The 24,647-nt window shown below is 72.1% G+C and carries 23 protein-coding genes; 12 read left to right on the forward strand and 11 right to left on the reverse strand.

What is annotated here, in order from left to right; all coding sequences use genetic code 11:
• Positions 1-12: 12 nt before the first annotated feature.
• From ACFYY7_RS32475 to afsQ1, 5 genes are all read right to left on the reverse strand, one after another.
• Positions 13-216, reverse strand: a complete 204-nt coding sequence (locus tag ACFYY7_RS32475) for a PspC domain-containing protein (protein ID WP_259928209.1) — start codon at positions 214-216, stop codon at positions 13-15.
• A gap of 93 nt (positions 217-309) precedes the next feature.
• On the reverse strand, positions 310-858 hold the full coding sequence (locus ACFYY7_RS32480; RefSeq protein ID WP_388667420.1) for a VanZ family protein: 549 nt from the start codon (positions 856-858) through the stop codon (positions 310-312).
• A gap of 212 nt (positions 859-1,070) precedes the next feature.
• Positions 1,071-1,700 (reverse strand): GerMN domain-containing protein, encoded by a 630-nt coding sequence (locus tag ACFYY7_RS32485; RefSeq protein WP_388667469.1) that lies wholly within the window; start codon positions 1,698-1,700, stop codon positions 1,071-1,073.
• Between the two features lie 11 nt (positions 1,701-1,711).
• Complete coding sequence (locus ACFYY7_RS32490) at positions 1,712-3,250, reverse strand: ATP-binding protein (protein WP_388667421.1); 1,539 nt, start codon at positions 3,248-3,250, stop codon at positions 1,712-1,714.
• Positions 3,247-3,924 (reverse strand): two-component system response regulator AfsQ1, encoded by a 678-nt coding sequence (gene afsQ1 / locus ACFYY7_RS32495; protein ID WP_206433404.1) that lies wholly within the window; start codon positions 3,922-3,924, stop codon positions 3,247-3,249. Before afsQ1 ends, ACFYY7_RS32490 begins: the two co-directional genes overlap by 4 nt.
• Before the next feature lie 192 nt (positions 3,925-4,116).
• On the opposite strand from afsQ1, the gene ACFYY7_RS32500 reads away from it, so the two are divergent.
• Complete coding sequence (locus ACFYY7_RS32500; protein ID WP_266730167.1) at positions 4,117-4,878, forward strand: SigE family RNA polymerase sigma factor; 762 nt, start codon at positions 4,117-4,119, stop codon at positions 4,876-4,878.
• Positions 4,879-5,013: 135 nt separating this feature from the next.
• On the opposite strand, the gene ACFYY7_RS32505 is transcribed toward ACFYY7_RS32500, so the two are convergent.
• Positions 5,014-5,721 (reverse strand): uridine kinase, encoded by a 708-nt coding sequence (locus tag ACFYY7_RS32505; RefSeq protein ID WP_388667422.1) that lies wholly within the window; start codon positions 5,719-5,721, stop codon positions 5,014-5,016.
• A gap of 63 nt (positions 5,722-5,784) precedes the next feature.
• Here ACFYY7_RS32505 and ACFYY7_RS32510 point away from each other — a divergent pair, with 63 nt between their 5' ends.
• A complete protein-coding gene (locus ACFYY7_RS32510; protein WP_388667423.1) occupies positions 5,785-6,204 on the forward strand; it encodes a hypothetical protein in 420 nt (139 codons plus the stop codon).
• 66 nt (positions 6,205-6,270) lie between these two features.
• Here ACFYY7_RS32510 and ACFYY7_RS32515 read toward each other — a convergent pair whose 3' ends face one another.
• The 3 genes from ACFYY7_RS32515 to deoC are packed head-to-tail and all read right to left on the reverse strand — an operon-like array spanning position 6,271 to position 9,630.
• On the reverse strand, positions 6,271-7,233 hold the full coding sequence (locus ACFYY7_RS32515) for an aldehyde dehydrogenase family protein (protein WP_388667424.1): 963 nt from the start codon (positions 7,231-7,233) through the stop codon (positions 6,271-6,273).
• Positions 7,223-8,662: an aldehyde dehydrogenase family protein gene (locus ACFYY7_RS32520; protein WP_388667425.1), complete on the reverse strand. Its 1,440-nt coding sequence runs from the start codon at positions 8,660-8,662 to the stop codon at positions 7,223-7,225. Before ACFYY7_RS32520 ends, ACFYY7_RS32515 begins: the two co-directional genes overlap by 11 nt.
• A 5-nt stretch (positions 8,663-8,667) precedes the next feature.
• Positions 8,668-9,630: a deoxyribose-phosphate aldolase gene (gene deoC, locus ACFYY7_RS32525; RefSeq protein WP_388667470.1), complete on the reverse strand. Its 963-nt coding sequence runs from the start codon at positions 9,628-9,630 to the stop codon at positions 8,668-8,670.
• Positions 9,631-9,754: 124 nt separating this feature from the next.
• Between deoC and ACFYY7_RS32530 the strand changes: the two genes are divergently transcribed.
• A complete protein-coding gene (locus ACFYY7_RS32530; protein WP_388667426.1) occupies positions 9,755-10,411 on the forward strand; it encodes a PH domain-containing protein in 657 nt (218 codons plus the stop codon).
• A 70-nt stretch (positions 10,412-10,481) separates the two neighbouring features.
• Here the strand turns inward: ACFYY7_RS32530 and ACFYY7_RS32535 are convergent, their stop codons facing one another.
• Positions 10,482-11,285 (reverse strand): hypothetical protein, encoded by an 804-nt coding sequence (locus ACFYY7_RS32535; RefSeq protein ID WP_388667427.1) that lies wholly within the window; start codon positions 11,283-11,285, stop codon positions 10,482-10,484.
• A gap of 211 nt (positions 11,286-11,496) precedes the next feature.
• Here ACFYY7_RS32535 and ACFYY7_RS32540 point away from each other — a divergent pair, with 211 nt between their 5' ends.
• The 9 genes from ACFYY7_RS32540 to ACFYY7_RS32580 all read left to right on the forward strand — a co-directional run bounded on the left by ACFYY7_RS32540 (position 11,497) and on the right by ACFYY7_RS32580 (position 22,877).
• On the forward strand, positions 11,497-11,877 hold the full coding sequence (locus tag ACFYY7_RS32540; RefSeq protein ID WP_388667428.1) for a hypothetical protein: 381 nt from the start codon (positions 11,497-11,499) through the stop codon (positions 11,875-11,877).
• A 61-nt stretch (positions 11,878-11,938) separates the two neighbouring features.
• Complete coding sequence (gene pstC, locus ACFYY7_RS32545; protein ID WP_388667429.1) at positions 11,939-12,943, forward strand: phosphate ABC transporter permease subunit PstC; 1,005 nt, start codon at positions 11,939-11,941, stop codon at positions 12,941-12,943.
• 13 nt (positions 12,944-12,956) lie between these two features.
• Positions 12,957-14,168 carry a phosphate ABC transporter permease PstA gene (gene pstA / locus ACFYY7_RS32550; protein WP_388667430.1) on the forward strand — a complete coding sequence of 404 codons (1,212 nt, stop codon included), beginning with the start codon at positions 12,957-12,959 and terminating at the stop codon, positions 14,166-14,168.
• A 3-nt stretch (positions 14,169-14,171) separates the two neighbouring features.
• Positions 14,172-15,872, forward strand: coding sequence for a phosphate ABC transporter substrate-binding protein PstS (locus ACFYY7_RS32555; RefSeq protein ID WP_388667431.1), 1,701 nt, complete (start codon positions 14,172-14,174; stop codon positions 15,870-15,872).
• 37 nt (positions 15,873-15,909) lie between these two features.
• On the forward strand, positions 15,910-18,360 hold the full coding sequence (locus ACFYY7_RS32560; RefSeq protein ID WP_388667432.1) for a hypothetical protein: 2,451 nt from the start codon (positions 15,910-15,912) through the stop codon (positions 18,358-18,360).
• Positions 18,361-18,549: 189 nt separating this feature from the next.
• Complete coding sequence (locus tag ACFYY7_RS32565; protein ID WP_388667433.1) at positions 18,550-19,518, forward strand: hypothetical protein; 969 nt, start codon at positions 18,550-18,552, stop codon at positions 19,516-19,518.
• Positions 19,519-19,614: 96 nt separating this feature from the next.
• Entirely contained in the window at positions 19,615-20,991 is a 1,377-nt protein-coding gene (locus tag ACFYY7_RS32570; RefSeq protein WP_388667434.1) for an Ig-like domain-containing protein, read from the forward strand.
• A gap of 83 nt (positions 20,992-21,074) precedes the next feature.
• Positions 21,075-22,016: a sortase gene (locus ACFYY7_RS32575; RefSeq protein WP_388667435.1), complete on the forward strand. Its 942-nt coding sequence runs from the start codon at positions 21,075-21,077 to the stop codon at positions 22,014-22,016.
• A gap of 24 nt (positions 22,017-22,040) precedes the next feature.
• The gene (locus ACFYY7_RS32580) at positions 22,041-22,877 is read left to right on the forward strand and encodes a phosphate ABC transporter ATP-binding protein (protein ID WP_388667436.1); all 837 of its coding nucleotides are present in this window, start codon (positions 22,041-22,043) and stop codon (positions 22,875-22,877) included.
• Between the two features lie 70 nt (positions 22,878-22,947).
• Here the strand turns inward: ACFYY7_RS32580 and ACFYY7_RS32585 are convergent, their stop codons facing one another.
• The gene (locus tag ACFYY7_RS32585; RefSeq protein WP_388667437.1) at positions 22,948-24,588 is read right to left on the reverse strand and encodes a phospho-sugar mutase; all 1,641 of its coding nucleotides are present in this window, start codon (positions 24,586-24,588) and stop codon (positions 22,948-22,950) included.
• Positions 24,589-24,647: the final 59 nt, after the last annotated feature.

The following is a 24,647-nucleotide window of genomic DNA, read 5'->3' on the forward strand; positions in this document are numbered from 1 at the left end:
ATGCGTACGAGGTCACCAGGCGGCGGCCGACGACGTCTTCTCGGACGGGAACAGCAGCCACAGCGCCAGGTAGAGCAGGAACTGAGGCCCCGGCAGCAGGCAGGAGACCAGGAAGATGACGCGCATGGTCCCCGCGGAGGTGCCGAAGCGCCGTGCCAGCGCTGCGCACACTCCGCCGATCATGCGTCCGTCACGGGGGCGGGCAAGTGCGGCCATGGTGGGCTCCTTCGCGAACCGTTGCTGGGGAGCAGCTCCGTCGTGCTCCCGATGGCTCCATGGTGGCCCGGCGAACGGGGGCAAAGCGTCGCTCTACGGGGCGATCCCGACCCTGGGAATCGTCGGGGTCGAACCCTGGCCCGCCTCGTCCCTCGGGTGGGGTACCGCCCCGACCCGCTCCTGCTTCCGGCGGCGCAGCCGCGACCGGCACATGGGTACGACGAGCAGATGGGCGAGGGCCACACCGATGGTGTTCAGCAGTAGCGAGTCGACGTCGACGACCTGACCCGGCACTCCGGTCTGGGCCAGTTCGATGGTCGTCGAGATCAGCGCACCGGCCGCGACGGTACGGGCCAGCGAGGCCCACGGCGAGACGGTGAGCCGGCCCCCGGCCATCGGCAGCAGCACACCCAACGGGGCGAGCAGCAGCAGCCCCTCACCGATCCGGCGGGCGGCCTCGACCGGGCCGAGGGACAGGTCGGCTCTGATGCCGGCGAAGGGTCGGAGATTCGAGGCGCCCATCCACGGCACATCGAGCGGGCGCAGGGTCAGCCACCCGACGAGCAGCAGATGCGCGATGAGGAGAGTGACCCCGGCCGCGCGGAAGCGGATGACGGCTGTACCGTCCGAACCTTGACGCACGCCCCCCAAGACGCCACGAACGGCAGGATCGGTTCCGCCGCCCCGGAATCCGGCCCGTCCGGCGCCGCGGAGCGGACCGCCGGGCGTACAGGCCCCCATACACGCCGGGCGTACAGGCCCCCATACACGCCGGGCGTACAGGCCCCCATACACGCCGGGCGTACAGGCCCCCATACACGCCGGGCGCTCAGACCCCCGTACGCGCCGAGCGCTCAGGCCCCCGTACCCAACCCGAGCGTCGGTACCGTCTTGGGGCGCGCCTTCATCTCCGAGGTGCACAGGTACCCGCGCGGCGGATAGTTTCCGGGCCCGCCCAGCACCACCGTGCCCTCCGGGGCGAGCGAGTCGCTCTCCGCGTACGTGCACACGATCTGCGCCAGCGCCTCGGACCGCAGGTCCTCCGGCTGCTCGCTGAGCCGCAGCGTGCCCGACCGGTCGCCGCTGCGGGCCCCGCCGACCCGCAGGGTCTTCGGGACGGTCGTGGAGTACCCGGCCCGCCGTTCGGCGGCGGGCGGCTTCAGCAGCAGCTCGTCCAGGAGCGCCTGCGCGATCCGGACCGGGTCCGAACCGGTCTCGTCGACCTGGACCGTACGGTCCACCGTGACCAGCTGCGAGGAGCAGACCAGATAGATCTGTACGGGGATGCCCTTGAGGGCCTGCGTCGTGACGTCCTCCGCGGACATCGTGCACGGCACCTGCGACGGCGCGGCCCCCGCGTCCACCGGCACCGTGGTGGACCTGATCCCGCAGCCCGCGGCCAGCAGGGCCCCGACCACGGCCCCGGCCAGTGCCACGGCCGTGCGGCGCGCCCGGCGGTTTCCACCACCTGCCGTGCCACCCATCACGCTGTCCGTCACGTCGCGTCGCCCTCCTCGTCCCGGCCCTCGGCATCGTGCCCACCGTCGGAACGGGTGAGCGGCTCGGCATCGCGCGGCAGCCGCAGTACGAACACCGCGCCGTCGCCGTCCGGCGAGTTCGCCGCCGTGATGTCACCGCCGTGGATGTGCGCGTTCTCCATGGCGATCGACAGCCCGAGACCGCTGCCCTCGGAACGCGGGCGCGAGGCGCTGGCCTTGTAGAACCGGTCGAAGACATGCGGCAGCACGTCCTCGGGGATGCCGGGGCCGTGGTCCCGGACCTCGATGACGAGCTGGTCGCCCTCGGTCCGCACCGCGACCCGCACCGGCGAACCGCCGTGCTTGAGCGCGTTGCCGATCAGATTCGCCAGGATCACATCGAGCCGGCGCGGGTCGAGGCGGACCATCATGCCGCGCTCGGCGTCCAGATCCACCGCGTCCAGCCAGGCACGGGCGTCGATGCAGGCGGTGACCTGGTCGGCGACGTCCACGGTGTCGAGGACGAGCCGGGCCGTACCCGCGTCGAAGCGGGTGACCTCCATCAGGTTCTCCACCAGGTCGTTCAGGCGCCGGGTCTCGCTCACCACCAGGCGTACCGCGGGCGCGATCATCGGGTCGAGACTGTCCGCCTCGTCCTCCAGCACCTCGGTGACGGCGGTCAGCGCGGTGAGCGGGGTGCGCAGCTCGTGCGACATGTCGGCGACGAACCGCCGGCTCGCCTCGTCCCGCGCGCTCATGTCCGCGACCCGCTTCTCCAGCGAACTCGCGGTCCGGTTGAACGTACGGGAGAGATCGGCCAGTTCGTCCGTGCCGGACACCACGAGCCGGGTGTCGAGCTTGCCCTCGCCGAGCTTGCGGGCGGCGTCGCCGAGCCGCTGCACGGGCCGCAGCACGGTCGTCGCCGCGGCCTGCGCGAGCAGCGCCGAACCGATCAGTGCGAGCCCGGTGGCGATGCCCAGCGACCAGGCCAGCGAGTTGAGGTCCTGCCGTTCCTGGTCGAGCGACTTCAGCATGTAGCCGGTCGGGCCACCACCGATGATCTTCGTACCGCCCACCAGGTACGGCGTGCCGCGGATGCTGGTCCGCTGCCAGAACAGGTGGTACTCGTACTTGTTGCCCGCCTCCACCGGCTGCTTCTTGTTGACCGCCTTCTGCAGCGACAGCGGGACGTTGTCGAGCGTGAAGGTGTCCAGGTCGGAGTTGCCGACGATCGGCTTGCCGGTGTCGCGCTCGTCGACCAGCAGCACGCTGTAGCCGGGCGAACTGCTCGCCATCTGCACCGCGGCGTTCTGCAGATCGTCCCTGGTGGGGTGGAGCGGCAGCGAGGCCGCCCGGCCCTGCATCTCCTGGCGGAAGTCCCCGAGCGCGGAGTCCTGGGTGCGGGTCAGCACGGCCTCGCGGTTCAGCCAGTACGCGATCCCCGACGCGGACACCGCGGCGGTCAGCGCCACCAGGGCGAACACCACGACGAGCCGCAGCCGCAGACTGGTCCAGCGAAGCCCGGTGAGCAGGCTCCGTTTGACGGCGTCGCTCACTGAGGCGAGTCCAGCCGGTAGCCCACACCCCGGACGGTACGGATCAGGGTCGGCGAGGACGGCACGTCCTCCACCTTGGCCCGCAGCCGCTGCACGCACGCGTCCACCAGCCGGGAGTCACCGAGGTAGTCGTGCTCCCAGACCAGCCGCAGCAGCTGCTGCCGCGACAGGGCCTGGCCCGGCCGGCGGCTCAGCTCCAGCAGGAGCCGCAGCTCGGTCGGCGTGAGCTGCAGATCCTCGCCGTTCTTGGTCACGGTCATCGCGGAACGGTCGATCACCACGCTCCCGAACGACGCGGAGTCGGTGGACTCGCGCTCGCCGCGGCGCAGCACCGCGCGGATCCGGGCGTCGAGCACCCGGCCCTGCACGGGTTTCACCACGTAGTCGTCGGCACCGGACTCCAGCCCGACCACGACGTCGATGTCGTCGCTGCGCGCGGTCAGCAGAATGATCGGCAGCTGGTCGGTGCGCCGGATCCGCCGGCACACCTCGAAGCCGTCGATCCCGGGCAGCATCACATCCAGCACGATCAGGTCCGGCCGCTGCTCACGCAGCAGTTTCAGGCCGTCCTCTCCCGTCGCCGCAGTGGCCACACGGTGGCCCTGGCGCGACAGCGAGAGTTCGAGGGCCGTGCGGATGGCGTCGTCGTCCTCGATCAGCAACAGGAAAGGCACGCTGGTCATTCTGACCCATGGTGGCGCCCCAGTTCGACAGTTGGGGTCGACTCATACATCCCGTGCGCCCCAGAGGCACGGACGACGGGCCCTGTGACAGGCCTGTGACAGTCGGAGGACAGCGCCATGAAACTGCCCCGGCAAGCTCTTGGGCACAAGGAACGGACGGACTCCACCGATGGGGGGCGCGAGATGAACGCAACTCACAGCACCACCGCAAGCGCAGTTGTCACGCGTCTCCACGACGTCGGCCGGAGTATCGAGAAGTCCGGCGCCGGGAACGGGCGGGGGTGCGTTCGTGGCGCCGGGCGTCAGCACCTGTCGTACATGACGGTGGTTGACGCGCCTGTGGGGGGCAACGGGGGAAACAACGGGGGCAGCGCGTACGGGGAGGTCACGGGGGAGCGGAAGGCCCCGGCGCAGGGCGAGGACGCCGAAGCGGCGTTCACGGCCTACGTCCGGGAGCGCCGCGCCTCCCTGTACGCAACCGCCTACCACCTGACCGGCGACCGGTTCGAGGCCGAGGACCTGCTGCAGAGCGCCCTCTTCTCGACGTACCGGGCATGGGACCGGATCAGCGACAAGGCGGCGGTCGGCGGCTATCTGCGCCGCACCATGACCAACCTGCACATCAGCGCCTGGCGCAGGCGCAAGCTCAACGAGTACCCGACCGAGGAGCTGCCGGAGACGGCGGGCGACACGGACGCGATGCGCGGCACGGAACTGCGCGCCGTGCTCTGGCAGGCGCTGGCGCGGCTGCCGGAACTCCAGCGCACGATGCTGGTCCTGCGTTACTACGAGGGCCGCACAGACCCGGAGATCGCGGCCATCCTCGACATCAGTGTCGGCACGGTGAAGTCCAGCATCTGGCGGTCGCTCCGCCGGCTGCGCGAGGACGAGGTCCTCAGCTTCGGCCGTGACGAGGAGGAGTCCTTCGGCGAGCTGGTGGCCTGAGGCGAGGGGGGAACACGGGGGACAACGGGGCCGCTGCTTCGGGGGAGGCGGCGGAGTACGGGGGAAATGCTGCGGGGTCGGATGGGCCGGGGGGTCCTGTCCGGCCCCGTTCGCGTGCGCGAGCGGGGAGGTCCGCTATGCCGTCCCGCGTGCGGCCGGCGCTCGGCGGCACCGGCCCGCTGCCGCCGCGGCCAGGCGGCCCAAGGCCTCTTCCTTGCCGCAGGGGTGGGCGCCCAGGGCCGTCTGGCGGGCCACGATCCGGCGCTCCGCGCGCATCAGCCGCCAGCCGCGCCGCAGCAGGAACGGCACCGACTTGCGGCCCTCGCGCAGGTCCCGCAGCAGGCGGCGGCGGAACGTCGTCGTCGGGCGGCCGCGCAGGCACAGGGCGTCGGCCAGTACGCCGAGTTCCTGGCACCGCTCGACTATGTCCGCCGCGAAGATCCCCTCGGCCACGAACAGCGGCGTGCGCTCGATGTGGAAGGCCTCCCGGTCGATCCGGGAGCTGGTGGCGATGTCGTAGACCGGGACGTGGGTGCGGCCGGTGCGGCACAGCTCCGTGATCGCGGTGACCGCCGCGTCGGCGTCCCAGGACTGTGCGGAGTCCCAGTCGATGTCCGTACTGCCGGGAACGAGCGGCAGCGTGGGGTCGTCGCCCTCCTTGTAGAAGTCGTCCAGGCGCAGCACCGGCAGGTCGGTGCGGGCGGCGAGGGAGGACTTGCCGGAGCCGGAAGGGCCCGCGAGCAGTACGACGCGGGTCGGGATCGGTTGGGAATTCACAGGATACGAGTGTGAGGCATTGACCCGCGCAGGGGATCCCCCGGTGCCCTTGTTGGTATCGAGCATCACACCTCAACTACTCTACGCACTCAGATGGTTACTCGATCGTCTCGATCAGGTGGGAATTCCATGGCACGTCATGCACTTTCCAAGTCCCGTCGCCGCGCCCTGCTGAGGGCAGGGCTGACCGTCACCGCGGTGGGTGCCGCGCTCGGTGCGGGGGGTGCGGCGGCCCAGGCGGCGCCGCTGCCCCACGTGCCGGCCGTGGGCGCCGACACCGGCCTCGGCGCGGCCGGGGAGGCCGCGAGCGGCGCGGTGACCGGGGCGCTCGGCCACTCGCTCAGCAACGGCATCGCCCCGGTGACGCATCTGCGGCTCGACCCGCTGGCCGGCACGGGCACGGACCCGCTGGACAACGTGGTGGGGACGCAGGTCGCCGACTTCAAGCCGCTCTCCACGGCCGCCGTCACCGATCCGCTGACCAGTGGTGGCGCGCTGAAGGACCTGCCGGTGGCCGGGCCGTTGGCGCAGACGCTGCACGGCGGCTGAGCAGCCGGGAACGGCCTGTTCCTCCGGGGTGCCGGAGGAACAGGCCGCTGCCGTGCGGGGAGCCGGTCAGTACGAGGAGCCCGAGACGCCCAGGGCGCCCGTCGGGTGCCAGACCGTCTTGGTCTCCAGGAAGGCCGTCAGGCGGCGGGTGCCCGGATCGGCTGTCCAGTCCGTGGCGCCGCCGCCTTCGCCGTCCACAGGAGAGGGAGGTGCAGCGCTTTGCGCTTCCTTCTCGGGGCGGTGGCGGGAGACGGGTGGGCGCAGGACGCGCTTCAGGTTGTCGGCCGCCGCGATCTCCAGCTCCTTCGCGAGGGCCGTGTCGGCGCCCGTGAGGTCGATGGCGTTGACGTCCTGGTGGGAGGCGAGCGGCGTCGCGATCTCCGCCGTCCTGCCGGACAGGATGTTCACCACGCCGCCCGGCAGGTCGGAGGTGGCCAGCACCTCGCCCAGGGACAGGGCCGGGAGGGGGGAGCGGGCCGAGGCGATGACGACGGCCGTGTTGCCGGTCGCGATCACGGGGGCGATCACCGAGACCAGGCCCAGGAACGAGGACTCCTGGGGGGCCAGGACCGTGACCACGCCGGTCGGTTCGGGGGTGGACAGGTTGAAGAACGGGCCCGCGACCGGGTTCGCCCCGCCCACGACCTGGCCGATCTTGTCGGTCCAGCCCGCGTACCAGACCCAGCGGTCGATCGCCGCGTCGACGACGGCCGCCGCCTTGGACTTCGACAGGCCCTCCGCGTCCGCCACTTCCCGCACGAACTGGTCCTTGCGGCCCTCCAGCATCTCCGCGACGCGGTAGAGGATCTGGCCGCGGTTGTACGCGGTCGCTCCCGACCAGCCGCCGAAAGCCTTGCGGGCGGCCACGACCGCGTCGCGCGCGTCCTTGCGGGAGGACTGGGGGGCGTTCGCCAGCCACTTGCCCTTCGAGTCCGTCACCTCGTACACCCGGCCGCTCTCGGAGCGGGGGAACTTGCCCCCGACGTACAGCTTGTAGGTCTTGAAGACGCTCAGACGGTTATCGGACATCGAGGTACGCCTCCAGGCCGTGACGGCCGCCTTCGCGGCCGAAGCCCGACTCCTTGTAGCCGCCGAAGGGCGAGGTCGGGTCGAACTTGTTGAACGTGTTGGCCCAGACGACGCCTGCCCGGAGCTTGTTCGCCACCGCGAGGATGCGGGAGCCCTTCTCCGTCCAGATGCCGGCCGAGAGGCCGTACTGGCTGTTGTTGGCCTTGGCGACCGCCTCGTCGGGCGTACGGAAGGTCAGCACCGACAGCACCGGGCCGAAGATCTCGTCGCGGGCGATGGTGTGTGCCTGGGTGACGTTGGTGAACAGCGTCGGGGCGAACCAGTAACCGGCGGAGGGCAGTTCGCAGGGGGCGCTCCAGCGCTCCGCGCCCTCCGCCTCGCCCGTCTCGGTGAGCGCGGTGATCCGGGCGAGCTGCTCCGCGGAGTTGATCGCGCCGATGTCGGTGTTCTTGTCCAGCGGGTCGCCGAGCCGGAGCGTGGACAGCCGGCGCTTCAGCGCGTCCAGCACCTCGTCCTGGACGGACTCCTGGACCAGGAGCCGGGAGCCCGCGCAGCAGACCTGGCCCTGGTTGAAGAAGATGCCGGTGACGATGCCCTCGACGGCCTGGTCGATCGGGGCGTCGTCGAAGACGATGTTGGCGCCCTTGCCACCCAGTTCGAGGGTGATCTTCTTGTCCGTGCCGGCGATCTGGCGGGCGATGGCCTTGCCGACCGCGGTCGAGCCGGTGAAGGCGACCTTGTTCACGTCCTCGTGCGCGACGAGGGCGGCGCCCGCGTCCCCGTAGCCGGGGAGGATGTTCACGACACCCTTGGGCAGGCCCGCCTGGCGGCAGATGTCCGCGAAGAACAGTGCGGAGAGCGGGGTCGTCTCGGCGGGCTTGAGGACCACCGTGTTGCCGGTGGCGAGCGCCGGGGCGATCTTCCAGGCCAGCATCAGGAGGGGGAAGTTCCAGGGGATGACCTGGCCCGCGACGCCGAGGGGGGCCGGGTTCGGGCCGTACCCCGCGTGGTCGAGCTTGTCGGCCCAGCCCGCGTAGTAGAAGAAGTGCGCGGCGACGAGGGGGAGATCGGCGTCCCTCGTCTCCTTGATCGGCTTGCCGTTGTCCAGGGTCTCCAGGACGGCGAGCTCGCGGCTGCGCTCCTGGATGATCCGGGCGATCCGGAAGAGGTACTTGGCGCGCTCGGAGCCGGGCAGCGCCGACCACTTCTCGAACGCCTTGCGGGCCGCCTTCACGGCCCGGTCGACGTCGGCCGCACCGGCCTGCGCGACCTCGGAGAGCACCTCCTCGGTGCTCGGCGAGACGGTCTTGAAGACCTTGCCGTCGGCCGCCTCGGTGAACTCGCCGTCGATGAACAGCCCGTACGAGGGCGCGATGTCGACGACCGCGCGCGACTCGGGGGCGGGGGCGTACTCGAATGCAGATGCCATGGGGATCAGTCCACCGTCACGTAATCGGGGCCGGAGTAACGGCCGGTGCTGAGCTTCTGGCGCTGCATCAGCAGGTCGTTCAGCAGGCTGGAGGCGCCGAAGCGGAACCAGTGGTTGTCCAGCCAGTCCTCGCCCGCCGTCTCGTTCACCAGCACCAGGAACTTGACCGCGTCCTTGGACGTGCGGATGCCGCCGGCCGGCTTCACACCGATCTGCACGCCGGTCTGCGCGCGGAAGTCGCGCACGGCCTCCAGCATCAGCAGGGTGTTGGCGGGCGTGGCGTTCGTGCCGACCTTGCCGGTCGAGGTCTTGATGAAGTCGGCGCCCGCCAGCATGCCGAGCCAGGAGGCGCGGCGGATGTTGTCGTACGTGGACAGCTCGCCGGTCTCGAAGATCACCTTCAGCCGGGCGTCGGGGCCGTCGGCCCGCGCGCACTCCGCCTTCACGGCGAGGATCTCCTCGTACACCTTCAGGTAGCGGCCGGAGAGGAAGGCGCCCCGGTCGATCACCATGTCGATCTCGTCGGCCCCGGCGGCCACGGCGTCACGGACGTCCGCGAGCTTCACGTCGAGCGCGGCGCGGCCGGCCGGGAAGGCCGTCGCCACCGAGGCCACCTTCACGCCGGAGCCGGCCAGCGCGGCGACGGCGGTCGCCGCCATGTCGGGGTAGACGCAGACCGACGCGGTGCGCGGGGCCGTGCGGTCGGTCGGGTCGGGGTTGACGGCCTTGGCGGCGAGGGCCCGGACCTTGCCCGGGGTGTCCGCGCCTTCCAGCGTCGTCAGGTCGATCATCGAGATGGCCAGGTCGATGGCGTACGCCTTGGCCGTCGTCTTGATCGAACGGGTGCCGAGGGACGCGGCGCGCGCTTCGAGGCCGACGGCGTCGACGCCGGGCAGCCCGTGCAGGAAGCGGCGCAGCGCACTGTCGGACGCGGTCGCGTCGCTGAATGCGGGAGCTGTGGTGGGCATGGTCACCAGAGGAGCATATCTACGCGCGTAGCGGCCTGTACAGGGGGACCACCTCTCCGCGCGGGGCGCGGCCTGGGGGCGGCCGCCCCGGCGCTCCTTGCGCCCGTCAGGCAGAATCGGGCCCATGACGAGCCCCACACCACCCGCCGAGCCGGTCTACGCCGACCGGACCTTCCGCTCGCCCGCCGGGATCGTCGGGGGTGTTCTGCTGCTCCTGCTCATCTGCTGGATCGGCGGGGACGCCCTGATCCGGGGGGACGGCCGGGTGCCGTGGCTGGCGCTGGCGGGGATGCTGACCGCGGTGCCGCTGGTCGTCGCCTTCACGCTGCGGCCGGTCGTGCTCGCCAACGAGCAGCGCATCCGGATCCGTAACCCGTTCCGGACGATCGGCATGCCGTGGACCGAGGTCGCGGATCTGCGGGCCGGGTACTCCTGCGAGCTGTTCACCGAGGGCGGCGCCAAGTACCAGCTCTGGGCGGTGCCGGTGTCGCTGCGGCAGCGGAAGAAGGCGGCCCGGCAGCAGTCCCGGCGGTCGCTGGACGACCCGTACGACCGTACGTCCGTGCACGCCGATGTCCGCGACACCAACGCCCGGATGGCGTCGGCCGACCAGACCATGGTGGACCTGCGTGAGCTGGCGGAGCGGGCGAGGGCGGGCGGTGCGGGCGCCGCTGCGGGGTCCGCGGAGCAGTCGTCGGTGTCCGTGCGCTGGGCGTACGAGGTGATCGCACCGGCGGTGGTGGGTGCGGTGCTGCTCGTGGTGCTGTTCGCGACCGGCTGAGGGCGGACCGCCGGATCCGACGAAGCCCGCACCGGGTTGCCGGCGCGGGCTTCACTCGTGCTGCAGGGGTCTACTTGACGTCGACGTAGTCCCCGGCGGCGGTCGCGCCGCCCGTCGTGGACGTCTCGCCGAAGGTCCAGCGCCAGTAGCCGTCCGAGGCCGCCTTGACCGTGGTCCTCAGGTTGCCCGTGGAGTTCGCCTTGACGATCTTCACCGTGGAGTAGGTGCTGGTGCCCGCCTTGCGGAACTGCAGCTTCGCCGCCTTGCCGCTGTAACCGGCGTAGGAGTGCTTCACCCAGTCGGCGCGGGTGAGCCGGCCGGTCACGGTGATCGTCCTGCCCTTGGCCACCGGCTCGGGCGAGGCGTCGACGGTCGCCCGCGCCGCGCGCTTTACCTGCGCCGTGCCGAGGGCGGGCAGGTACTCCTGGGTCTTCGGCTGCCCGTCGGAGCCCCAGACGCGTGCGGCCGCGCCGACCTTCCAGGTCGTGGCGTCGTTGTTCGAGTCCAGGGTGTAGCGCGGCTCGATGTACAGCTCGCCCTCGCAGTCGGCGGCGCGCGAGCCGTCCTCGTAACAGGTCATGCTGCTCAAGTAGATGCCGCCCTGGTCGGCACCCTTGCTCGCCGTGGTGTCGTGGTACAGGTACGGACTCGCCTCCACGTCGGAGAGCGAGTGGCCCGCGGACCACGTGACGTGGAAGCTGATGCCGGGGAGCTTCTCCTCGGTGGTGCCCACGACGATGGGCCTGCCCGAGTTCACGACCATCTTCGACACCGTGATCCCGGTGTCGGCGGCTTCCGCGGCCGGGGCGGTGAACGCCGCAAGGGCGAGCGCTCCCGCGAGGGCGGCCACGGTGCCGGTTCTGCCTGTGCGCATGCACGGCCTCTCACTGGTAGGTATGCGAGTTGCCGCAGAGTACCGCCCCGGCACCGGGCGGAACGCCCCCGTGTATGCCGGGCGCACTAGGGGCAACTTCCGTGTGAAAGCCGACCGCTGCGGCGGTTTCCGGTCCCGGCGGTCAGGCCCCTCTCCATACATTGCGCGTGCCGCCCGACTTCCGAAGCGGGCGGCGGGGGGTGGGGACGACATGACGGACGACGGCGGTCCCGGCAGAACGGACGCCACGGGCGCGCGCTGCCGGATAGACATCGACACGGACGGCGGCTACGGCTGGCGGATGATCGCGCAGAACGGACGCGTGGTCGCGGTCTCCGCGCTCTCGTACGGCGAGCACGGCGAATGCCGGGCCGCCTTCGAGGAGTTGTGCGCGGGACAGCAGGCGCTGACGGGCGGGGTGCAGCACACGCCCGGCGGCAACGGCTGGATGTGGTTACTGAGGGACCGGGACGGACGGGCCACCGTCGTCTCGGCGCGGGCCTACGAGCGCCATTCGACCTGCCGGGCCGCGTACGAACGGTTCCGCGCACTGCTCGCCGAGATGGGAGGCGTCACCGGAAGTTGCCTTTAGGGCACACCTCATTCACATCTCGGAGCGGGCGTGTCCATGACGCGGCAGCAGCGTCGACCGCGTGACGAGAGATACGAGTGGGACCGCGGCGCCGGACAGGCCGCGGCGGCTGTACGCGGATCCGGGCCTGCCCGACCGTGTGTTCAGGGGCGTGGCCCGCAGCGGCGGCGGGCTGGTGCTCGCGGTCATGCTGCTGGTCGGCGGATTCCTGCTCTACCGGGCCTGGCAGGCGCTGTCCCGGGCGGGCTGGTCGTTCCTGACGACCGAGGCGTGGGAGCCGGACGCCGGCCGCTTCGGGATCGCCGCCGTGCTGGTCGGGACGGTGCTCATCGCGCTGGTGGCCATCGCCGTCGCCGTACCGCTGGCGGTCGGCGGGGCGCTGTACATCTCCGAGTACGCACCACCCCGGCTGCGCCGCACGCTGATCAGCGTCGTCGACCTGATGGCGGCCGTGCCGTCGGTCGTCTACGGACTGTGGGGGTTGTTCTTCTTCGAGGGGAAGATCCTCCCCACCGCCCGCTGGATCGCGGCCTATCTGGGCTGGATCCCGGTCTTCCGGGTGGACGGCGCCGACCCGTCCGACCCGCTCGCGCCGGAGAGCGTGTACACCTCCTCCACGCTGGTCGCCGGGGTCGTCGTGGCGCTGATGGTCGCGCCGATCGCCTGCTCGGTGATGCGCGAGGTGTTCTCGCAGGCGCCGGTCGGCGAGCGCGAGGGCGCGTACGCGCTGGGCGCCACCCGCTGGGGCATGATCCGCAGCGTCGTCCTGCCGTTCGGCAAGGGCGGCATGATCGGCGGCACCATGCTCGGCCTCGGCCGGGCCCTGGGCGAGACCATCGGGGTCTACCTGATCATCTCGCCGGTCTTCGAGATCCAGTGGCACGTGGTGCAGAGCGGGGCCAGTTCGGTCGCCGCGCTGATCGCGCTGCGCTACGGCGAGGCCAGCGAATTCGGCATGTCGGCGCTGATGGCCGCGGGCCTCGCGCTCTTCCTGATGACGCTCGTCGTCAACTTCGCGGCGTCGTCGATCGTCGCCCGCAGCCGTTCCGGCGCGACGAGTGAATGAGGGGACCCAGCAGATGACCATCGCACCCGAGAGGCCCGCCGCCACCGCGGAACGGGCCGCGCCGGTGGGGGAGCGGCGGCGGTCCCTGACCCTGCTGCGCGCCACCGACGTGTACGCGCTGCTCGGCGCCGCGGCCGCCGCGCTGTCGATCACCTGGCTGCTGTTCGCCCGGCTGCTGCCGTTCAGCGGCACCGTCGGCTTCCTTGCCGTGGCGTACGGGCTGTTCCTCGGCCTGTACGCGCTGCTGGTCTCCTTCGACGAGAACGGCCCCGCGGTACGGGACCGGCTGGCCGCCGTCGTGGTGCAGAGCCTCGGCCTGGTCATGGTCGTCGCGCTCGGCTTCGTCGTCGTGTTCACCCTGTGGGAGGGCCGCAAGGCGCTGCCGCACCTGAACTTCTTCACCCAGGACATGGCCGAGGCCGGCCCGCTGGACCCGCTCTCGGCCGGCGGCATCCTGCACGCGATCCTCGGCACGCTGGAGCAGATCGCCATCGCGCTGACCCTGACGGTGCCCGCGGGCCTGGTCTGCGCGGTCTTCCTCAACGAGGTGCCGGGCCGCTTCGCCCGGTTCGTACGGACCGTCGTCGAGGCGATGACCGCGCTGCCGTCGATTGTCGCGGGGCTGTTCGTCTACGCGACGGTGATCCTCGCCCTCGGCTTCGACCGGTCCGGGCTCGCCGCCTCGCTCGCGCTCGCCGTGATGATGCTGCCGATCGTCATCAGGGCGGCGGACGTGGTGATCCGGCTGGTGCCGGGGACGCTGCGGGAGGCCTCGTACGCGCTGGGCACCTCGCGCTGGCGCACCGTGTGGCACGTGGTGCTGCCGACCGCGCGGTCCGGGCTGACCACCTCCGTCATCCTCGGCACCGCGCGCGGCATCGGCGAGACCTCGCCCGTGCTGCTGACCGCCGGGTTCACCGCCGAGATCAACGGCGATCCGCTGTCGGGGCCGCAGGTCTCGCTGCCGCTCGCCACCTTCGAGTTCGTCAAGTCGCCCGAACCCACGATGATCGCCCGCGGTTTCGGCACGGCGGCCGTCCTGATGGCGCTGGTGCTCGTGCTGTTCGTCGTCGCCCGCGTCATCGGCGGACGTGGTCCGGGACAGCTGACCAGGCGCCAGGAACACCGCAGGGTCCAGGCGTCGGGACGTGACGCCGAACGCTTCGCCGCCCGGTCCCGGCGGGCCGCGCCCCGGGAAACACCCATGGATACGAGGAGTGAGTGACCAGTGAGACCGGCAACCGTCTCCCGACTGACCATGGCGGTGGCGGCACTGGTGTGCGCGCTGCTCGCCCTGCACCCGGCGACCGCCCGCGCCGCCTCGTACACGAAGATCAGCGGCGGCGGCTCCACCTGGAGCTCCAACGCGCTCGACCAGTGGCGCCGCAATGTCGCCGCCAACAGCGGCATGACGGTCAACTACTCACCGGTCGGCTCCTCGGTGGGCCGTGAGCAGTTCAAGAACGGCACGGCCGACTTCGCCGTCTCCGAGATCCCGTACGGACTGACCGAGTCCGGGATGCGGGACGCGCCGCCGAAGCGCGGCTACGCGTACATGCCGATCGTGGCCGGTGGCACGGCCTTCATGTACAACCTGCGGATCGGCGGCCGGAAGGTCACCAACCTCCGACTATCCGGCGAGGTCATCACCAAGATCTTCACCGGCACGCTCACCATGTGGAACGCCCCCGAGATCCGGGCCGACAACCCCGGTCTGGTGCTCCCGGCCCGCCGCATCATCCCCGTCGTACGCTCCGACGGCTCCGGCACCACCGCCCAGCTGACCACCTGGCTGGCCAAGGAGCACGGCGGACTCTGGGACGCCTACTGCAGGCGCGCCGGGCGTTCCGCCCCGTGCGGGATGACCTCGTACTTCCCCGTGGTGCCGGGCTCCTCGACGATCGCCAAGTCCGGTTCGCTCGGTGTCTCCGGCTACACCAAGCAGGGGCACGCCGAGGGCGCGATCACCTACGTCGAGTACTCGTACGCCATCAAGACCGGCTTCCCGGTGGCGAAGGTGCTCAACGCCTCCGGCTACTACGTCGAACCGACCGCCTCCAGCGTCGCCGTGGCACTGATGAAGGCCCGGATCAACGAGGACAGGAACTCCGAGAACTACCTCACCCAGATCCTCGACGGGGTCTACCGCTCGGCCGACCGCCGCACCTATCCGCTCTCCTCCTACAGCTACATGATCGTGCCCACCAAGGCCGAGTCGCCGTTCACCACCGCCAAGGGCAGGACGCTGGGCGCCTTCGCCAACTACTTCCTCTGCGAGGGCCAGCAGCAGGCCGAGGAGCTCGGCTACTCGCCGCTGCCCAAGAACCTCGTCGAAGCCGGGTTCACCCAGGTCCGCAGGATCCCGGGCGCACCGTCCGCCGCCGTCGACATCAAGAGCTGCCGCAACCCCACGTTCTCCTCCGACGGCTCCAACACCCTTGCCAGGAACGCCCCGTACCCCAAGGCCTGCGACAAGCGCGGCACCACGCAGTGCGCGGACGGCACGGCGGGCGCCAAGGAGCGGACCCGGGTGAGCCCCGGGGCGAACGGCGGCGGTTCCGGCGGCGGATCCACCGGCGGCGCTGCGGGCGGCACGGGTTCCGCCGGTGGTGTGGGCGGCGCCGGGACGGCGGGGTCCTCGGGCGGCTCGGCCGGTACGGACGGGGCGTCCGGCGGCGCGGCGGGCAGCGCGGCCTCGGGCGCCGTCGACCCCGACACCGGCGAGCTGATCGAGGGGTCGGCCGGGGCCGGGGGTGGGGACGCCTCCGTCGTCGGCAACCCGGTCACCCTCGCCGCCGGCGGCTCACCCGGACTGCGCGGCGTACTCATGGCGCTCTCCGCCGTCCTGCTCGTCGGCGTGGTCGTCGGACCACCGCTCACCGCGCGTGCGCTCGCCGCGCGCAACCGCCGCAAGGAAGGGCTGCGATGACCCGCGTACGACACACCTGCCGCGAGGAGGGGCCGCGATGACCCGCGTACGACACACCCGCCGACGCGTCACCACCGGCATCGGGGCGCTGCTCGCCGCGCTGCTGGTGGCCCTGCTGCCGCTGCCCGCCACCACGGCCCCCGCCCGGGCGGCGGCGGGCTCGGCGGTGACCGTGACCGGCCGCAAGGGCCCGTACGACGACTTCTCGAAGCTCAAGGTCACCGTCCACCAGACCGAACAGCTGCGCGGCCAGGGCGTACGGATCACCTGGACCGGCGGCAGGCCGACGCAGGACGGCTTCACCTACGACTACCTCCAGATCATGCAGTGCTGGGGGGACGGCGCCGACGGGCCCTCGCGCGAGCAGTGCCAGTTCGGCGCCCAGGGCAACGGCGGGCAGGGCGGCAACTGGACCGCGCTCCGCCAGATCGGGGCGGGCGCCGCCGACCCCGCCGAGAAGGAGTACGTGGGCAACGGGGCCGGCGAGTCGTACGTACCGTTCCGCCCCGCCGACGGCGGGCCCGGGACCACCGGGTCGCGCGACTGGACCTACTTCAGCTCGATCGACTCCAACGAGGAGCCCTACGCCGTCACGCACGCGGACGGCACCGGCGAGTTCACCTTCCAGATGCAGTCCGGGCAGGAGGCCTCCCAGCTCGGCTGCGGCGAGGTGGTGAAGCGGTCCGGCCGGACCGGGACCCGTCCCTGCTGGCTCGTCGTCGTACCGCGCGGCGGGCACGACGTGGACGGCGGTACCGGCTCTAACCACCGGCTGGAGACCTCGCCGCTGACCACCTCCAACTGGGCCCAGCGCCTCGTCGTGCCGCTGCACTTCCAGCCGGTGGGCAACACCTGCCCGGCCGGCCGGGCCGAGCGCCGGGTGACCGGGTCCGAACTCGTCACCGAGGCGATCAGCTCCTGGCAGTCGACCCTCTGCGCGGGCGCCGGCAGCGCCAAGTTCGCGTTCAGCCAGAGCGGCGAGCCGAGCGCGCGGGACACCCTCGCCCGGCCCGTGGCGGGCTCCCCGCACCTCGCGTTCACCGTCGACCCGCTGCTCCGGGACGGGAGCGCCAGAACCCCGGTCCACGCGCCGGTGGCGGTGAGCGGGCTGGTGGTCGGCTTCTTCGTCGAGATGCCGGGCTCCGGACAGCTCACCTCGATGAGACTCACCCCGAGACTGCTCGCCAAAATGCTCACCTCGTCCTACCAGAAGGATGTGGTCAGCAGGGCCAAGGAAGCCCCCGAACACATCAAGGGAAATCCGCTCAGCCTCTTCCACGACGAAGAATTCAAGAAACTCAATCCGGCCTTCGACGACTGGGTTCCCTACCTCTCCCCGTCCAGCATCATGGTGCAGCTGGAGAGCTCCGACACCACCGAAATGCTGTGGAAATGGCTGCGGTCCGACACCGAGGCGCGGGAATTCCTGGCCGGTACCCCGGACCCCTGGGGAACGAAGGTCAACCCGTACTTCGAGGAGCTGCACCTGGACACCGGGACCGGCGTCAACGACTTCCCGAAGGCGGATCCGACCCGCACGACCGTGACCGTCGGCGAGGAGTCCCTGGAGTACGGGACCACCGAGATCGCCCCGTACGTCCAGGACATGCACGAGGGCGCGCTGCGCACCCGCCGGGGCAACAACGGATCCACCACCACCGCGGCCGCCGGAGCCAACGGCTCCCCGGCCAAACTGGTCAACACGCCCCCGCTGGCCGGCCAGCGCATGGTCCTCGCGATCACCGACGCCGCCTCCGCGGCCCGCTACGGACTCCAGACCGCTTCCTTGCGCAACGCCGACGGCACCTTCGTCGCCCCCACCTCCGCCTCGCTGCTCGCCGGTGTCGCCGCTATGAAGGACTCGGCCGAGCCGGGCGTCCTCGCCCCCGACCCGGCCCGCGCCAAGGGCGGTGCCTACCCACTGGCCTCCGTCGTCTACGCGGGCGCCTACACCGGCACCCCGGCGGCCGAGCGCAAGGACTTCGCCGGACTGATCCGCTACGCGGCGCGGGCCGGCCAGACCCCGGGCGCCACCGCCGGACAACTGCCGCCCGGATACGCGCCGCTGCCCGCCGCCCTGCGCACCAGGGCGCTCGCCGCCGCGGACCGGCTGGAGCACGCCAAGGGCACGGCCGGGGGCTCCGGCGAGGGCGGACCGGCGGGCTCCGGGGGCTCCGGCACCTCGGGCGGCGGGACCGCGGGAACGGACGGCGGCGCGGGCGGGCCGGGCGGCGCCTCCAGCGGCTCCGGCGGGGACGGCGCGAATTCCGGCACGGGGGACGGGGCGGCGCACCGGGCGGACCCCGGCGGCCCCGATCGGCAGAACACCGCCCATTCCGGCGGCCTGACCCCCTCCACGGTCCTCGGGATCGTCCGCTGGGTGCTGATCGGCGTACTGCTCGCGGGCGGCATCGCGGGCCTTTCCGGACCCGTTCTGCTGCGCCTTTCCGTGCGGAAATCCGTCCGGAAACCCGTTCGGACCGGCTGAGTTCTCCAGGTGTCACCTCGTAAAGCATTTCGTAACCTGAACAACCGTCGCCGTTGGTGGCCGCCGATGACCGGATACGGAAAAGTCATCGGTGGCCGGCCGACGGGCCGGTGGAAAAAGAATTCAGAATTCTGCTTGAGCGTCCATTCCTTCCATTCCTCGTTTCCGTATGCACGGAGGAGAACAGAAGTGAACGTCAAGTCCCGCGCACGCATCGGTGCCGTCGTCGGTACCGCCGCCCTCGCCCTCGGCGCCATGGCGGCCCCCGCCTCGGCGGACCCGGCCCCCGGTAACTACCGGGTCCTCGCCGGTGTCGGCTCGGACACCACCCAGGACGTCGTGAACGGCCTCGGCGACGCCGTCGACACCGGCACGCTGATCGCCTCGTACAACGCCCTCGGCACGACGACGGTCAAGACCCGCGCCACCGGCTGCGAGATCGCCCGGCCCAACGGCTCCTCGGCCGGCATCAACGCGCTGCGCAACGCCGTCGACAACAACACCGGCTGTCTGGACTTCGCGCGCTCCTCGCGCGGCGTCGCGGACACCTCGTCCACCGACCTGACCTGGATCCCGTTCGGCAAGGACGCGGTCACCTTCGCGGTCCGCTCCGACAGCGCGCTGCCCAAGGCGCTCACCAAGGCGCAGCTCGTCTCGGTCTACACCTGCCAGACGACGTCCCTCAACGGTGTGGCGCTCACCCCGCTGCTGCCCCAGTCCGGCTCCGGCACCCGGTCCTTCTTCCTGGGCCAGCTGGGCCTCACCGAGTCCACCTTCGGCTCCTGCGTCGACGACACCGTCCAGGAGCACAACGGCGAGGCGCTGGACAGCGCGGGCGACATCGCCCCGTACTCCGTCGCGCAGTACATCGCGCAGAGCAACGAGCCGGGCGACGTCGTCGACCGGCGCGGCGCCTCCGTGCTCGGCTCGGTCAACGGTGTCGCCCCGCGCAACGCGGACGGCACCCTCAACACCGCCTTCCCCTTCAACCGCGACGTCTACAACGTCGTCCCGACCGCCAAGCTGACCGACCCGACGATCGCCGCCGCCTTCGTCGGCTCCTCGTCCAAGGTCTGCGCGCAGAGCGGCGTGATCGCCACGTACGGCTTCGGCACCATCGCCGACTGCGGCAGCACCGTCCTGCGGGGCGAGAGCTGACCACCACCCCGTAACCGCGCCACGGCCGGGCACCCCCAGGGTGCCCGGCTCCCCGGCGTACCCGCCACCACCACATCCCTTGGGGGACCGACCGCCATGAGACACCTCGCACCACCGAGAACACCCACCGCCCTGCTGCTGTGCTGCTCGCTCCTGCTCGCCGCGGCGGCCACGGTCCTCGGCCTCGCACCGACCGCCCGCGCCGAGGACTCGCTGGGACGGCTGACGTTGCCGGTCGCATCGGGGAAGACCGCCGACAACCCGACCTTCCCCCGGGTGACCACCGACGGCGCCTGCCCCGCCGAGAACGCGCAGCAGGTCTCACTGGTCCTGGCCAAACCGGCCGGCGGCACGGTCACCCTGGGGAAGACGACCGTCGGCGCCCCGTTCGACCAGGGGCCGTTCAGCGCCGACATCCTCGCCGGGAAGTCGCTCGAAACCCTGCTGCGGAGCTGGATCCCGAGCGGATCGCTGGACGGTACGTACGACATCCGGCTCATGTGCCGCGACGCCGCCAACATCGGCGGCAGGTACTTCCCCGCGAAGATCCAGGTCACCGGCGACTCCTGGACCGTCCCGACGGCCGCCGCCACCACGACCGCGCTCACCGCCACCCCCGCGACCACCGCCCCCGCCGGTACCGCGATCACGCTGAAGGCCGCCGTCACACCCCCGGCCGCCGCCGGGAAGGTCGCCTTCCTGGACGGGACCACCGAGCTGGGCCGTGCCGATGCCGCCTCCGGCGCCGCCGAGTTGAGGACGCAGACACTGGCCGAGGGCGCGCACAGGCTCACCGCGAAGTTCATCCCGGCGGACTCCGGCACGTACGCGGAATCCGTCTCCGCCGCCGTGCCGTACACCGTCACCGAGGCCGGCTCCTCGCCCTCCCCGGACCCGAGCGGCACCGGCAGCCCCACCCCGGGGACACCCGCCGATCTCGACGTCACCGACGCGGACGGCAATGCCCTGGACGTCAACCCGACACTCACCGCAGGGCAGAAGGTCCTCATCACCGCCCGCGGCTACGCCAAGGACGCCAAGGTGAAGGTCACCCTCGCCGACAGCGTGGCCGCCCTCCCCGACGCCACCGCGAACGCCGAAGGGACCGTCTCCGCCTACGCGTTCACCGTCCCGGCGGACATCGAGGACGGCTCGTACACCCTCGCCCTCGCCGAGCCGGGGACCGACGGGCACCGCGTCGAGTTCCTCTTCGCCATCGGTGACGCCCCGGGCCCCGACCCGAGCCCGAGCGACTCCGCGGGCGCCGACGACGGCGGTACGACGGCCGGTGCGGACGGCGGAGCCGGGGGCTCGTCCACCGGTGGTCCGGGCGACGGCTCGGACACCGCCACCGGCCCGCTCGCCTCGACCGGCACCAGCGCGCTCGCGCTCGGCGCGGCGGCGCTCACGCTCTGCGGTCTCGGCACCGCGCTCGTGCGGCACACCCGCCGCAGGGGCCTGCTCCGGTTCTGACGTACGGGGCGGGGGTCACCGGGCCCCCGCCCGCACCCGTTCCGCTTGGCCCCCGCCCCTCCCCGACCAGGAGCGCATCCGACGTGACGACCGTGCTGACCCCGCCGCCACCGGTGGCCCCCGCCCCGCCCCCGACGCCGCCGCCGGACCCCTCGGCGGCGTCCCGGCCCCCCGCCCGCCCCGGTCTCGCCCTGGCCGGAGCGGCGCTGTGCGTCCTCGCGGCCGTGCTCCTCGGCTTCGCCGCGAGCCTCACGGTCGTCGGCCACCTCCAGCACGCCCGCGACCAGCGGACCGGCTACGCCGAGCTCCGCAGGCAACTCGCGCTCGGTACCGCCCCGGTGGGCCAGCGCACCTACGACAACAAGCCCCTCGCCCCGGGGGAGCCCGTCGCCCTCCTGCGCATCCCGGCCCTCGGACTGCGCGAGGTCGTCGGCGAGGGCACCACCTCCGGCGTCCTGATGTCGGGCCCCGGACACCGCCGCGACACCCCGATGCCCGGCCAGGCGGGCACCAGCGTGATCATGGGCCGCCAGTGGGGGTACGGCAGCCCGTTCAACGGACTCTCCGAGCTCCCCGCCGGGTCGAGGATCGAGGTGACGACCGGCCAGGGCAGGGCCGTGTACACGGTGTCGGCGCTCCGGCGCTCGGGCGACCGGCTCCCCGCACCCGCCGGAACCCGGGGGCGGCTCACCCTCATGACCGCGTCCGGCAGCCCGTACACCCCCAGCGGGGTGCTGTACGTGGACGCCGAACTCACCACCCCCGTCCAGCCCAGCCCGCCCCGCCCGGTCCGCCTCGGCTGGATCGGCCCGGCCGAGGAGGCGCTCGGCGGGGAGAGCGGGGAGGGCGCCTGGCTCACGGTCTTCCTCCGGTCGCAGGCCCTGCTCGCCGCCGCGCTCCTCACCGTCTGGCTGCACCGGGTCTGGGGGAACTGGCAGACCTGGATCAGCGCCGGACCCGTACTCGCCGCACTCGGCCTCGCGGTCGCCTCGGCCGCCACCCGTCTCCTGCCCAATCTGCTCTGAACGACCAGGAGTTGACGCATTCCGATGACCGAGACCATCCCGCTGCCCGCCGCCGCGCCGAACCGGCCGCGCACCGTCGCCGCCTCGCCCGCCACCCTCGAAGCCGAAGCGGTCTCCGCGTGGTTCGGCGACCACAAGGTCCTGGACCGGGTCTCCCTGCACATGCCCGCCCTGGAGGTCACCGCCCTCATCGGCCCGTCGGGCTGCGGCAAGTCGACGTTCCTGCGCATCCTCAACCGGATGCACGAACTGGTCGGATCCGCCTCACTGGCCGGCCGGGTCCTGCTGGACGGCGAGGACATCTACGACCGGGGCCGCCGCATCACCCGGGCCCGCCGCGAGATCGGCATGGTCTTCCAGAAGCCCAACCCGTTCCCCGCCATGTCCCTGTACGAGAACGTCCTCGCCGGACTGAAACTCAACGGGATCAAGGCGTCCAGGGACGGCCGGGACGATCTCGTCGAGGAGTGCCTGACCAAGGCGGGCCTGTGGCGCGAGGTCAAGGACCGGCTCCGCCAGCCCGGCGGCGCGCTCTCCGGCGGACAGCAGCAACGCCTGTGCATCGCGAGGTCGTTGGCGGTACGGCCCAGGGTGCTGCTGATGGACGAGCCCTGCTCCGCGCTCGACCCGACCTCCACCCGCCGGATCGAGGAGACCATCGCCGACCTCAAGGAGGAGGTCACCATCGTGATCGTCACGCACAACATGCAGCAGGCGGCACGGGTCTCCGACCACTGCGCGTTCTTCCTCGCCGAACAGGGCACCCCCGGCGTCATCGTCGAGCACGGTCCGACCGACGAGATGTTCCACTCCCCGCAGGACGGCCGGACCGCCGACTACGTGAACGGCCGCTTCGGATGACGCCCCCGGGGGACCGCCGCGCTCACCGCCGCGCACCTGCCGGTGCGTGCGCGAGGGCGGCGGCTCCCGCTCAGATCCCGGCCGCGGCCGCCAGATCGCGCTTGATCCCGTCGAGCAGCTCGGCCCCCCTGGCCCGCGCCGCCGGCAGCTCGTCCGCCGAACCGACCGGCACCACGACCTCCAGATAGCACTTGAGCTTCGGCTCGGTGCCGCTCGGGCGGACGATCACCCGGGCGCCTTGGAGCCGGTAGCGGAGCCCGTCGGTGGGCGGCAGCTCGGCCGTGCCCCGCGCCAGGTCCTCGGCCGAGGTGACGGCGAGGCCCGCCAGCGCGGTCGGGGGCTGCTCGCGCAGCCGCGCCATGGCGTCGGAGATGACCGACAGGTCCTTCACCCGGACCGACAGCTGGTCGGTGGCGTGCAGCCCGTGGACGAGTGCCAGGTCGTCGAGGAGATCGGGCAGCGTACGCCCCTGCTCCTTGAGCACGGAGGCGAGCTCGGCGACGAGCAGCGCGGCCGTGATGCCGTCCTTGTCACGCACGCCCTCGGGGTCGACGCAGTAGCCGAGCGCCTCCTCGTACCCGTAGCGCAGCCCGTCCACCCGGGCGATCCACTTGAAGCCGGTCAGCGTCTCCTCGTGGCCGAGCCCCGCCTTCCGGGCGATCCGGCCGAGCAGCGAGGACGACACGATCGACTCGGCGAAGACGCCGCTCACGCCCCGGTCCACCAGATGGGCGGCGAGCAGCGCCCCGACCTCGTCGCCGCGCAGCATCCGCCAGCCGCCCTCGGTGGCGGGGTCCGGGACGGCGACGGCGCAGCGGTCGGCGTCCGGGTCGTTGGCGATGACGATGTCGGGCTCGGTGCGGCGCGCGGTCGCGAAGGCGAGGTCCATCGCGCCGGGCTCCTCCGGATTGGGGAACGCGACGGTGGGGAACGCCGGGTCGGGCTCGGCCTGTTCGGCGACGAGCACCGGTGCGGGGAACCCGGCCCGGTCGAAGGCGGCGGTCAGCACGGACGTACCGACGCCGTGCATCGCGGTGTACACGACCCGGGCGGTACGCGGCGAACCGGCGGCGAGCACCGCGTCCGTGCGGGCCAGGTAGGCCGCCAGGACCTCCTCGCCGAGGGTCTCCCAGCCCTGGTCGGGGCGGGGCACGCGGTCGAGCGGGCCGACCGCGGCGATCTCGGCGGCGATCTCGCCGTCCGCCGGGGGGACGATCTGCGAGCCGTCGCCGAGATAGACCTTGTAGCCGTTGTCGCGCGGCGGGTTGTGGCTGGCGGTCACCTCGACGCCCGCGACGGCTCCCAGGTGCCGTATGGCGTACGCCAGCACGGGGGTGGGGAGCGGGCGGGGGAGCACGGCCGCCCGCAGGCCCGCGCCGGTCATCACGGCCGCGGTGTCCCGGGCGAAGTCGGCGGACTTGTACCGGGCGTCGTACCCGATGACGACGAGCCCGCCGCCCTGCCCCCGCGCCTTGAGATGGGCGGCGAGCCCGGCCGCGGCGCGGATGACGACACAACGGTTCATCCGCATCGGCCCGGCCCCCAGCTCACCGCGGAGCCCGGCGGTGCCGAACTGCAGGGTGCCGGCGAACCGTGCGGCGAGCTCGTCGGCACTCCCGGATTCGATGAGCGCGGCGAGCTCGTCGCGGGTCTCGGGATCGGGGTCCTCCGCGAGCCACGCCCTGGCCTGCGCGATGAGGTCCTGCTGCACGGTGTCCGCCTTCCTGCGGGTGGTTCGTGGGTGGGTGCGCGGATCCGGCCGCGGCCGGA

Source organism: Streptomyces sp. NPDC001933 (genome assembly GCF_042890955.1).
Taxonomy (GTDB): domain Bacteria; phylum Actinomycetota; class Actinomycetes; order Streptomycetales; family Streptomycetaceae; genus Streptomyces.